This is a genomic window from Aquimarina agarilytica ZC1 (genome assembly GCF_000255455.1).
Lineage (GTDB): Bacteria > Bacteroidota > Bacteroidia > Flavobacteriales > Flavobacteriaceae > Aquimarina > Aquimarina agarilytica.
On sequence record NZ_JH621264.1, the window covers coordinates 58314 to 70513 of the forward strand.

Here is a 12200-nt window from a genome sequence, read left to right on the forward strand (position 1 = left end):
TTTAAAAATTAAATATCATGGAAAACAAACAAAATAGAATTCTTGCTATTGATCTTGCAAGAGGCATTAGTGTACTAATGGTAATTATCGTTCATACCCTTTGGATGTATGCCAATGTGCCCACACAATCAAACACTTGGTTGGGAGAAGTCATTCATTTTATAGGAAAGGGAACCCCTATGTTTTTAATTGCTATGGGAGTATCATTTACCTTATCAAGAAACCAAAGCATTATACTTTCTATAAAAAGAGCAGGGTATATTTTAGCAATGGGATATTTTATGAATTTTCTAAAATTTGTAATCCCCACAGCTATAGGGATGGTACCCGATAACTTTATTGAGGCTTATGGTTGGAAAGCTCCGGCTACGTTTAGTAATATGATGTATATGCTTCGAACAGGTGATATTTTACAGTTAGCAGGAGTATCGTTACTGTTTATGGGAGTAATTAATCGATTTTCTAAAAATAAATATGTGCCTTTAGCTATAGCTCTGGTAATTGTGCTTACCACAAAAATAGTACACGGTTACCGTCCTGGTATTACAGGAATTGACTACATCTTTGATTTATTATGGGGAGCAGAATGGACGGTTTATTTCGCCGTTTTTCCATGGTTTTCTTTTATACTTATTGGGATGTTTTTTGGATTATGGTATAAAGAAAAAAACACAAGTATTAAGTATATGTTTAAGCGAATGGGAATAACAGGTGTACTACTTATGATTGTTGGAGGAAGTTTGTGTGTGTATAATTTTGAATATCATTTTGGAGATTATTTTCACTTAGGGCCTGGAGGGACTATTTACTTGGCAGGTTTTAACCTTGTGTTACTTTGGATAGCAAATATTGTGGTGACTAAAATAAGCTACAATAAGGTATTCGAATTTTTCTTCTATTGTAGCAAGCGGGTAACTACTATTTACATAATTCAATGGACCTTTATTTGTTGGGGAATGAGCATTTTTGGATATCAGCAATATGGAGTGATGGGAATTTTAGCACTACTGCCACTTACAATTGGGGTAACGCTTCTTGTTCAGAAATTCATTTTGGATAAGCTATTTTTTCCAAAAAAGAAAGTTCTATCTGAAGGAGAAAAAGAAGAATTAGTCTTAAAAACACTACGAGGATGAGACAGTTTCATTGTATTAATCTGGAATATTTTCCTAAAGAGCAAACGCTATTTTGGAAAATAAAAAATACTGGAATGCCTAATTTCTGTTTAAACGGACTCGGAGAGTTTCAAGAATTTTGTTCGTGGGTAAAAGAATACTTTTCTCATCCTGACCGTCCTTTAAAATTTGTCATTTCAGGCTCCGAACATCAAGGTATTTATAATATGGGTGGAGATCTGCCTTTTTTTCTTGAGAATATTCAATCAGGGAATATTGAAAACCTAAGACAATATGCGCATTTATGTGTTGATGCTATTTATAATATTTACACTTCTTTCGATCTTCCTGTGTTAACCATTGCTTTGGTCGAAGGGAAAGCTTACGGAGGTGGTTTTGAATGTGCTTTAGCTCATGATTATATCCTAGCTGTGGATGATGCGCAATTTGGTTTACCTGAAAATAAATTTAATCTTTTCCCAGGTATGGGTGCTTATAGTTTATTATACAGAAAACTAAGTACTGGTGATGCATCAGAAATTTTAAAAAGTGGACGTATTTTTGAAGTCAATTATTTAAAATCTTTAGGGCTTATAAATACTGTCTTTTCTAAAAAAGAAGAAGAAGGAGAGCTAGCAGCATTCAATTTCGTATCAAGATTAAATGAACATTTTAATTTTGAATATCATCATGCTTTATGTACAAAGAAAATATTCCCGTTACATAAAAAAGAACTTCTTGAAATTACTGATATCTGGGTGGAAGCTTGTTTTAAAGTAAAAAAGTTTGACTTGCGAAGAATGGAAATACTCGGCAATACGCAATTAAGAAAATCTAAGGCAATGACTATACATTAAACTTAAGGTTAATCAGACATTTCATGTTCATATTAACAAACCAACTACAACAAAATATTTCTTTTGTATAAATTTTAGGAATTTTATCGGCACCGCCAAAGGGTATAATACCTCTAGGCTTGCCTCGAAATTGAAAGCTTGTTTCAAACGAATGCCTCGTGGGCTTGCTCCGAGGTAGTTTACTAGGAAAGCGTAATTAAGATATGTGATTTTTTTCTGCCGCAAGCAATAAAAGTAAAACAAGAGAAAACTTTGAAATTTTCTATAACAAGGCATCCCTATATTTTTTAGGAGTTTTCCCTGTTGTTTTTTTAAAGAAAGCGGAGAAATGAGTTGCATTTTTATACCCTACAGTTTCTGAAATTTCGTAAATGGGTTTTTTGCTATGTTTTAATAATTTTTTGGCAAGAAGTATACGTTGATCTGAAGCATATTCAAAAATCGTTTGATCAAAAATACGCTTAAACTCTTTTTTTATTACAAAATCATTTAAACCCACTTTGCGAGACAATTCTTGTATAGAGAGTTGAGTAGAAAGGTCAGAAAGAATGATTTTCTGAATTTCATACATCTTTTTAATCGTGTTTCTATTTATATTTTTAATTAAAGATCGTTCGGTAGTGTCAAGTTGTAAAGTGAGTAGCTCTAAAACTTTTGATTCTAAGAATAGTCTTTTTAACAGGCCTTCCTTAGTATCAGTTAAAATTTCAGACAGTATGCTTTGTTTTTTGGAGCATATTGTTGTTGAAAAGTTTTTTATCTTACTTAGTGTGAATTTTTCTTTGAGATCATATGCTCCATTTAAATTATACTTACTAATAAAATTGTCATCCATTCGAATTTTAACTTCTCTAAAAGGTTTATTCTTATGATAGGAAATTGCCCCTGAATTTTCAGAAATGTATAATAAGTAACACTCTTCACTTTCGTAAATTAAATCTTCAAAATTATTATCAAGGGTAATTATTTGCTCTCCTTCTAATAAAAAAGATAATTCAAGTGTATTGTATGCTCTATGTCCTAATACATTGATGTCTTTTACAAGATTTACATCAGTAACACTTAAATACAATCCGTCAAACGTATAAAACTCAAAATACCCTTTACCGTAAGCTTCTTTAAACCGATACTTTTTATGAGTAATACCACAAGTGGATGTAGCGCTAATTTCGAACAGTAAAGAGGACCAAAAACCCCTACAATCTCTTTCAGATTTTAAGAGTGTAGCATTGTAATTATTACGTCTTTTTTTATCCTGCATACGTCATTTTTATCCTTTTATAGGGCTTAATTTTGTACCTGTATTTATTTAGATCAAATATAAATAATACTTTATTTAAAGCGAATGATTTTTAAAAAATTGTGCCTTAACAACAAGAAAATTAACAAAGGGTTAATATTTATAACTATTTTATTAAGTCCTCTGTTTTTGTTTTGTCAAACAGTATTAAAGGGGCAGATTTTAGATCAAAAATCTCAACCTATTGCAAGTGCTACAATTCAGGTTTTAGAGCAACAAAACAACTATGCAGTTAGTGATTTTGACGGAAAGTTTAATTTTCAAAATTTAGAATTAAAGAAATACACCTTTCAAATTAAAGCTATCGGCTATAAAAGTAAAAATGTAGTTTTTCAAGTTACCTCTTCTAATAATTTTTTGAAAATCGTTTTACAACAAGATATTACTGCTTTAGATGAAGTTGTGATTGATGGAAAAACAAAAGTAGATCTTATTAAAGAACAAGCTTTTGAAGTAGAAGCTGTAGAAATAAAACAACTTAAAAACGTAAGTGTAGATATTAATAGCGTATTAGCAAAGATACCAGGGATTAACATTAGACAAAGCGGAGGGCTTGGTTCTGAATTTAATTTTTCGCTTAATGGATTTTCAGGAAATCAGGTGAAATTTTTTGTAGATGGCATTCCACAGGACAATCTTGGTACTGCTTTAAGTTTCAATAATTTCCCTGCCACTTTAATAGATCGTGTTGAAGTTTACAAAGGTGTAGTTCCTTTGTTTTTAGGTGCTGACGCTTTAGGAGGAGCCATTAATATTATTACCAATCAAGATCAAAAAAACTTTCTGGACGTTTCTTACGATATAGGCTCTTTTAACACACATCGCGCCACATTAAATGGGCATTATTATACCGATAAAGGATTTGCATTCCAGCTTTCATCATTTTTTAATTATTCAGATAATGATTATACCATAAATGGAAATGAATTCGGAAAAGAAGGTTTTGCTATTCGTGATGAGTTAGGCAACGATACGGGATTGAGAAAAAAAACAGCGAAACGTTTTCATGACGCCTATGAATCGCAAATGATACAGGCTAGAGTAGGATTTATTAATAAAAAGTTTGCCGATAAAATTCTTGTGGGGATTACAGCTGCAGCTAATGAAAATGAGATTCAGCATTCTCAGGATCCTGAAATCCCTTTTGGTGAAGTGGAACGAAACGAAGAGGTATTCAGAGCATCAATTAATTTCCTTAAGGATTCATTATTAAATGGAAAATTAAAAATAAAAGCATACGGAGAACTTGCAAGTATAAAAGCTGTAAATATTGATACATCATCTAGGCAATACAATTGGTTTGGTGAGTTTATCATAAGAAACGATAAGACAAGAGGAGAAAGAGGTGGTTCTAAAAGTATTTTAAGTTTAGATGATAGTCGAAGACTAATAAATACATCTTCTACCTATAAATTGGATAAGAATAATACTTCAAGTATTAACTATACTTATAACTATTTAGAAAGAAGCGGTAATGATCCACTAAATGCTTTTACAACACCCTTTAAAACTCCACATAAAATTAACAAACATATTATAGGAGCTTCTCATACATTTAATCTTTTCAACCAAAATCTACAGCTAACAGCTTTTGGCAAAAGTTTTTTTATTAATACTAAAAGTGTAGACGAAGATATATTTAATGATAATATTGATACTCGATTTTCAATTGTTAAAAATCGATACAAAGATTTTGGTTATGGATTTGCTTCTTCCTATAAAATTACCAAAGGACTTCAAGTAAAACTATCACATGAAAATACGCTTAGAGTGCCAGAAGGGTATGAGTTTTTTGGAGATGGTAATAACTTAATTGCTAATCCAAATTTATTACCAGAAGAAAGTAAAAACACAAATGCGGGGCTATTATTTAATTATTCAAATAGGCTTATTAAGATAAATTTAGATACTAATTTTTTTAGAAGAGATACAAATAATTTATTATTCCTGTCTTCCAGAGGAAATGTAGCTCAATACATCAATTTATCAAAAGTTTTAAATACAGGTTTTGAAACAGAAATATTAATTAGAATATTTAATAAATTATCTGTTAGTGGAAATGTAACCTATCAATATATAGAAGATAAAAACATAGATCAAAGGATTCCCAATATTCCGTTTGCTTTTGGGAATTTTAGTTTAGCATATAATTTCAAAAAGCTATTTCAGAGTTCAGATATTCTCAATATAAATTTAAATAGTTTTTATGTAGAAAAGTTTCCTTTTCAGTCTTTTACAGATGGTAATTCAGAAGAACGATTATTTATACCTCGACAGCTTTCACATAATTTGAATGTTTCATACAGTTTAAAAGATGGTCGGTACAATATATCATTTCTAATAAGTAATCTCACAAACGGAAGACTTTACGACAATTTTACAATACAAAAACCAGGTAGGGCTTTCTTTATAAAATTCAGACATAACCTTTTTCAAAATCAACAAGTACACAATTAAAAATTAATACCATGAAAATTATAGAATTAACAAAAAAAGCAATGTTGTTTTCATTATTGCTTGTAGCATTTATAGCTTGTGAAGACGAAAAAAGTGAAATTATAAATGATGGTAATCCACCAGAAACACCACCTATAGCAGGAAATAAAATTTCTAAGTATGTTTTAGGTTTTTCTGCCTTACCAATAGGAGGTTCTAATTCAGTAGACTATATATTAAGTTTGCCCAATATAGAATCTCTTACCAAAGGAGAAATATCAATAGAAGGAAAAGGTACTCCATTAAAAGCTTGGAGGTTTTTTCACCAAGCAGGGAATACTGTTTTCTCTCCAGGTTATTCTGAAGATAAAAAGGCAATAGCTTTTCAACTTGACAATAATGGTGAGTTAGAAGAGGTTTCTAGTTTTACCTACCAAGCTACTCTTGATAATTTTTCAGCTGTAGATGATGAAACCTTAATAGGGGTTGAATTAAGTGGTGTTGCTCCTACAAATGAAGCCGGAACTATGTTTACATCTGTTCCAGATCGTACTTTTTATATCGTAAATGCTAAGACAGGTAAGCTACAGAAAACAGTTGAACATCCTATCGATAGTAATTTAGGAGATGGAACTTTAGAAAATCCTCCTTATTTACCATGGGTAACTGGAATGGTTTTAAGAAATGGAAAACTGTTTGTTTCTTATCATAAATTATTTCCAGATAATAAATACAATCAGGCTGCTCCAGATAAGGCTTATATAGCTGTATTTGATTACCCTAGTTTCAAACTTGATAAATTAATTGAAGATGACCGATTAAGTGTACTAGGTATAAATGGTCACAGTACAGGAATAGAAAAAACAGAGACAGGAGATATTTATGCTTATGCAGCATCTTCAAAAGGAGCTAAAGCAGACGGAACTAAACCATCTGGAATTATAAGGATAAAGAATGGAAGTACAGACTTTGATAAAGATTACTTTTTTGATGTTGAAAATGCACCTAACGGAGGAAAAATATTTTGGATGGATTACATAGGTAATGGGAAAGCATTAGCAAGAATTATTAAAGACGATAGTTTACCTGAATGGGCGTTTTTTGCTGAGCAAGGTCCTTTTTTCAAATTAGCAATAATCGATTTTAATAACAAAACAGTTACTGATGTTCAAGGTATTTCGGCACACGCAAATAGGTATACAGCACCTCTTTTTGTAGAAGATGGTAAAGCTTATTTAAGCGCACGTGTTGGTAATCCTATTGGTATTGGAGCCACTACAGTTGCAGATGGAGAAGCGCACATATACATTATTGATCCAGCAACAGCAACAGCTACAAAAGGTGCAAAGATTAATGGATTGTATGTTAAAGGAATCTTTAAAATTGATAATCAAAATTAGAACACCTAAACATAGACTTAGATCAATCAATAATTTTAGCAAGTGCCTTTTTAATGGTACTTGCTTCTATTTTTAATTCTTACTATGAAAAAAAAGAACCTCCGTAAAACCATTCTAAAAATCCATAAAGTTCTAGGATTAGTAACAGGTGTAGTTCTTTTTATAGTAGCTATTACAGGCTGCCTTTGGGTTTTTAAAGAAGAAATCGAAGGTTTTAGTGACACATATAAAAATGTGACTTCTAGAGAAGTGAATTTTTTATCAGCATCTACAATTAAGGCTATTGCCGAAAAAGAGATTCCAAATAAAGAAATCCATGGAGTGGTTTATGGTGCTAAAAATGAAGCCTTAGAAGTAATTTTTTATGAAGCCACCCCTAAGCTTTTTTATCAAAGTTTATTTTTAAACCCTTATACAGGTGAAGTTCTGAAACGTATAGATCACGATTCTGGTTTTTTTGCTTTTGTATTGAAGGGGCATATGAGATTATGGTTACCAGAAGCAATTGGATCCAGAGTAGTGTCTTATTCGATATTACTATTTTTTACAATATTAATTACAGGTCTTTTTCTATGGTGGCCCAAAAAGAAAAAAAATAGAGCGCAACGTTTTAAATTTCAATGGAAAGAAACCACCCGTTGGAAACGAAAGAATTTTGATTTACACACCATTGTTGGTTTTTATGTTTCTTCTTTTTCATTAATTTTTGCTTTTACAGGCTGTGTAATGGCTTTTAACTGGTTTTACTTTATAGCCTATAAAGCTACGGGAGGGAATAAAGATCCTCGTTTTGTAACTCCAAACAGTAAAAACATAGTTACAGCAAATAATCAAAATACTTATGATCAGCTGATACCTCAATTATATAAAAAACATAAAGAAGCCAAAACTTTTGAGCTCCATTATCCAGCTAATGATAGTACTTCAATATTGGTAGAAATGAGTAATTCTGAAGGCTTATATTACAATATGGACTATCTATTTTTCGATCAAAATACATTAGAAGAAATTGAAACTAATAGTATTTATGGCAAATACGAAAATGCAGATTTTGCAGATAAAGTTATACGTATGAATTATGACATACACATAGGTTCTATAGGTGGTATTTTAGGAAAGTTTATAGCCTTTTTTACAAGCTTAATATGTGCTTCCTTACCTATGAGTGGAATTTTGCTTTGGTATGGCAGGAAGTTTAAATAAGATAACAAACTTTGAACCACCCACTACTTGCAAGTCATATTGAAATTGTAAGGTTTTTAGAAGAATATTATATTAGAGAAAATATTTTTTTTAAAGACTCACTACAAAAAGATTAGGTTTAAAATGAAACTAAGCATTCAAATAAAAAACCAGATTTTACAACTGGTTTTAAAGCAAGAAAAACCCTTTAATAGTGACTTTTATTATGATGATAGCATTATGTTTTTTTTAGAATCCATTTGGGATTTAAAATCTATGCCTTCGACCGATATCCGTTTTACTAATGCTTATGATGATATCTACCAACATATAGTCAATAATGAAGATTGGGAATATGAATACCTATTTGTTCAAAGATTAAATTTATTAGGAGAAGATTCTGTGTATGAACTTTTTCTTAATAATCTAATTCACCCCGATATAAGATTAACTAAAGATGGAGTAATGAACTATGTTTATTTAATTCAGCCTTATTTAGAAAAAGAAAATCTTAGTTATAATTTTATTGATAATAAAGATGGTATCCCAGTATATGAATTAGGTAAGCTGTCAAATAAGAATAATCACTTAGACACTTCTTTAGGTAATAAAATTCCATTCTATGTTTCAAAACACAAAAAAAAGATAAATACACCAGAAAATTCCCCTTATTTTTTGTTAGACTATAATGATAGATGGAATGATTACGGTGTTTGGGGGAGTTTTAGTTTGTTGTATTATGAAAATGATGAAGTAGTTAATTTTGGATCGTTAAGAATAGTACACATAAATAACCCATATACTATAGATGAATTAGGTAGTCCATTTTATAATATTGGGATAAATTTTTGTTCCTTAGGGCAAAGTATTTTTTATTATAAAGAACTTAGTAATTATTTTGGAAACAAATTCGAAAGTATTTTATATGCTATAAATGACTCTGCTTTTTTTATTGAAAAACTGGAAAAATTTGAGAATAAAGATAATTTTAATTCGTGTTTAATTAGAAGTAATGAAGCTGAAAGGTTATTACGACAAGCGAAATATGAAGTTTATAACTATGATCTTTCTAATTTATATTCTTTTACATATTATTTTTCCCCCAAATTTGCTAGTAACACAATTGAAATAGAATTTGATTTTAAAAACTCTAAATATTCATTTGATAGAGTTTTTGCTATAATAGGTAAAAATGGTACTGGAAAGACTCAACTTATCACATCATTACCCTTAGACATTAGTAATGAGATTGATAGTTCTTTCAAACCCAAAACACCTTTGTTTAGTAATGTTATAGCAGTATCTTATAGTGCTTTTGATAGTTTTGAAATACCCTCTAAATCAGCTTCTTTTAATTATCATTACTGTGGCTTAAAAAATGACAAACAAGAAGAATTATCTGATAGGGCATTATTATTAAGATTTCATAATACCAGAAAAAAGATAGATGAGAAAGGTAGGACAAGCCAATGGATTGATGTTTTAAGTAATTTTTTAGAAATAGAAATCATAAATCAATTCATTAAAAAAGAAGATAATTTTCTTCCTGAACCAGAAATTTACAAATTCGATATTGATTCATTTACAAAAATTAGGAAACAGTTAAGCTCTGGACAAAGTATAATTTTATATATAATAACAGAGATCATTGCTAATATCAGATTTGATTCTATAATACTTTATGATGAGCCAGAAACTCATCTTCATCCTAATGCTATTTCGCAATTAATAAATACAATTTATCAACTTGTAGAAGAATTTCAATCTTATTGTATTATAACAACTCATTCGCCCCTCATTATTCGTGAAATTATTTCTAAGAACGTTTTTATCATTGAAAGAGAAAATGATTATTCTTCAATTAGAAAAATTGGATTAGAATCTTTTGGTGAAAATTTATCTGTAATTACTTCAGAGGTTTTTGGAAATAAAAGTATTCCTAAGCAATATCAAACAATTTTAAAGAAAATGGTATCTGATGGTTTAAAATATATAGATATTAAAAAACAGTTGAAAAATAACGATATCCCTTTGAGTATTAACGCAGATATTTATTTAAAAAGTCTATTTGATGAAAAATATTAAACATTCTTTAATAAATCCTCATGATTTTTTTGATGATGTGCTAAGTTCAAAAAGAAATTCTTCTTCAGATCCTGATTACAAATTACGTATAGAAAAACTTAAACCTAATATTAAAAGGCTATTTAATAATTATGATGATAAATTTAGTAATCGAGAATTAGCATTAATCAACCCAATTGGTTATACTGGTAGGGATAAGCAAGATTTATTAAAGCTTTATAAATATGGAACAAAGCCTTTTCAAAAATTAAAAGTAGAAATAACCACGGATGAAAATAATATAATTAATAACACTTGTCAGAACTGTTCCATAAATGAAGTAAATACGTTAGATCATTTTGTGCCAAAGGAAGAGATATGTGAATTTTCAGTTCACCCTAAAAATCTATTCCCATCTTGTTCATTTTGTAATGGTAAAAAAAATAGATTTTGGCGTGATGAAAGTGGCACTCTATTTTTAAATCTTTATTGTGATACTATTCCAGATATTCAATACCTATTTGTGAAATTGACTTTTAATTCAGGAGAAATAGAATTTGAGTTTTATTTGGAAAATATTAATAGAATTCAAGAAGATTTATTCTCTTTAATAGAAAGCCATTATTTAAAATTAGGTCTTTTGAGTAGGTTTAAATTAAGCTCTAATGAAGTGATTTCAGATTTAGAGCACACAATAATATCTAATAGACATTTAGCTCCTAAACAAGATATAATTGACTCTATTAAGGCTAAGCATAATTTGAATAGAAGAAAATTAGGTTTTAATTACTGGAAAAGTATTTTAAGTTTAGCCTTAATCGATTGTGAAAAGTATGTAGATTCTATATTTTGATAGTTTTAATATGTTTTCAATTATATAATCATGAGAAAAACCCGTGATCAATACTTCGAATTGTATGACTAATTCTGGACTATTCAATCAATCTTATTTATGAAATTATGCTTTCTTTAATTTTTTAGTATTCCGAATTTGATTTTAGGTCTTTAAAGATTACGATATTTTTTTGAAAATAGAATTAATAGATGTAGAAGAAAAATTTTTATCCTTACTCCAAGCCAATGTGATATTTAACCTTTTTAAAGAAGCGATTAAATTTTCGACATTTTCAGGAGTTTCATTTGAATATAAATATAATTTTCTTAAAGTTCTTTCTCTCGGTCTTCTCGGTAGTTTTAAAACTTTGGGGCCTATTAAATATTTTTTATCGCTTTCTTCAATGATATTTTCAGGAACTTTTTCTTTTATATTTTCCCAATTATCCCTGAGTATATTTATTTTATTAGTCAAGGGTAGATTTTGGGGTATATTAAAATTTATATCTGAGAAAAAGGAAGCTAAGTCGAAAGGATTACCAGAATTACTATTTAAAATCCCTAATTCTTCTTTTATCCAATTTACAATTCTATGATTAACATAGATATCAAATTGCCCTTTACTGTGATTGCCATACATTTTAAGTTGTATCATTCTCATGGTGTTTTTCATAAAAAGGAATAACTGATCCTTTGAATCATTATCTTCTTCACCGAAGAACATCATAAAGAGAAATCGACCTTTACCATTTTGAATTTCAAAAGCTATAGTTGGTTCATTACGTATTAAAGCTTCATTAAAAACTCCAGATAGTCTAGATAAACTAAATTTATTATTCATTTTTTGCAAATTAGTATATCTCTGTAAATTAAGATTTATTCTGCTACTTTCTATTACTGAAGATGTATTATAGCTTACCAACTGTTGAAAACAAAAGAGAATATAAATTCATTTGGATACTCCGTTTCGATTTGTGCCAGTAATTTCGGAGTAAACCGTGCCACGTATTTC

At 29.6% G+C, this 12200-nt stretch carries 9 protein-coding genes; 7 read left to right on the forward strand and 2 right to left on the reverse strand.

What is annotated here, in order from left to right; genetic code table 11:
* Positions 1-17 precede the first annotated feature (17 nt).
* Positions 18-1136, forward strand: coding sequence for a heparan-alpha-glucosaminide N-acetyltransferase domain-containing protein (locus KQA_RS0211395; RefSeq protein ID WP_010181236.1), 1119 nt, complete (start codon positions 18-20; stop codon positions 1134-1136).
* Positions 1133-1972: a crotonase/enoyl-CoA hydratase family protein gene (locus tag KQA_RS0211400; RefSeq protein ID WP_010181237.1), complete on the forward strand. Its 840-nt coding sequence runs from the start codon at positions 1133-1135 to the stop codon at positions 1970-1972. Before KQA_RS0211395 ends, KQA_RS0211400 begins: the two co-directional genes overlap by 4 nt.
* Before the next feature lie 262 nt (positions 1973-2234).
* Here the strand turns inward: KQA_RS0211400 and KQA_RS0211405 are convergent, their stop codons facing one another.
* On the reverse strand, positions 2235-3233 hold the full coding sequence (locus KQA_RS0211405; RefSeq protein WP_010181238.1) for a helix-turn-helix domain-containing protein: 999 nt from the start codon (positions 3231-3233) through the stop codon (positions 2235-2237).
* A gap of 168 nt (positions 3234-3401) precedes the next feature.
* On the opposite strand from KQA_RS0211405, the gene KQA_RS0211410 reads away from it, so the two are divergent.
* From KQA_RS0211410 to KQA_RS0211430, 5 genes are all read left to right on the forward strand, one after another.
* Positions 3402-5729: a TonB-dependent receptor gene (locus KQA_RS0211410; RefSeq protein ID WP_232285894.1), complete on the forward strand. Its 2328-nt coding sequence runs from the start codon at positions 3402-3404 to the stop codon at positions 5727-5729.
* Positions 5730-5740: 11 nt separating this feature from the next.
* Positions 5741-7108: a DUF4374 domain-containing protein gene (locus tag KQA_RS0211415; RefSeq protein WP_010181240.1), complete on the forward strand. Its 1368-nt coding sequence runs from the start codon at positions 5741-5743 to the stop codon at positions 7106-7108.
* An 84-nt stretch (positions 7109-7192) separates the two neighbouring features.
* Entirely contained in the window at positions 7193-8311 is a 1119-nt protein-coding gene (locus KQA_RS0211420) for a PepSY-associated TM helix domain-containing protein (RefSeq protein ID WP_010181241.1), read from the forward strand.
* Positions 8312-8434: 123 nt separating this feature from the next.
* The gene (locus KQA_RS0211425; RefSeq protein WP_010181242.1) at positions 8435-10375 is read left to right on the forward strand and encodes an AbiJ-related protein; all 1941 of its coding nucleotides are present in this window, start codon (positions 8435-8437) and stop codon (positions 10373-10375) included.
* Positions 10362-11207 (forward strand): hypothetical protein, encoded by an 846-nt coding sequence (locus KQA_RS0211430; RefSeq protein WP_010181243.1) that lies wholly within the window; start codon positions 10362-10364, stop codon positions 11205-11207. Before KQA_RS0211425 ends, KQA_RS0211430 begins: the two co-directional genes overlap by 14 nt.
* A gap of 159 nt (positions 11208-11366) precedes the next feature.
* Here the strand turns inward: KQA_RS0211430 and KQA_RS0211435 are convergent, their stop codons facing one another.
* On the reverse strand, positions 11367-12029 hold the full coding sequence (locus KQA_RS0211435) for a hypothetical protein (RefSeq protein WP_010181244.1): 663 nt from the start codon (positions 12027-12029) through the stop codon (positions 11367-11369).
* Positions 12030-12200 lie beyond the last annotated feature (171 nt).

Bases quoted from the DNA above. Each gene is read 5' to 3' on its own strand.
- KQA_RS0211420 (WP_010181241.1), top strand. From the start codon at position 7,193: ATGAAAAAAAAGAACCTCCGTAAAACCATTCTAAAAATCCATAAAGTT.
- KQA_RS0211405 (WP_010181238.1), bottom strand. From the start codon at position 3,233: ATGCAGGATAAAAAAAGACGTAATAATTACAATGCTACACTCTTAAAA.
- KQA_RS0211430 (WP_010181243.1), top strand. From the start codon at position 10,362: ATGAAAAATATTAAACATTCTTTAATAAATCCTCATGATTTTTTTGAT.
- KQA_RS0211425 (WP_010181242.1), top strand. From the start codon at position 8,435: ATGAAACTAAGCATTCAAATAAAAAACCAGATTTTACAACTGGTTTTA.
- KQA_RS0211395 (WP_010181236.1), top strand. From the start codon at position 18: ATGGAAAACAAACAAAATAGAATTCTTGCTATTGATCTTGCAAGAGGC.
- KQA_RS0211400 (WP_010181237.1), top strand. From the start codon at position 1,133: ATGAGACAGTTTCATTGTATTAATCTGGAATATTTTCCTAAAGAGCAA.
- KQA_RS0211435 (WP_010181244.1), bottom strand. From the start codon at position 12,029: ATGAATAATAAATTTAGTTTATCTAGACTATCTGGAGTTTTTAATGAA.
- KQA_RS0211415 (WP_010181240.1), top strand. From the start codon at position 5,741: ATGAAAATTATAGAATTAACAAAAAAAGCAATGTTGTTTTCATTATTG.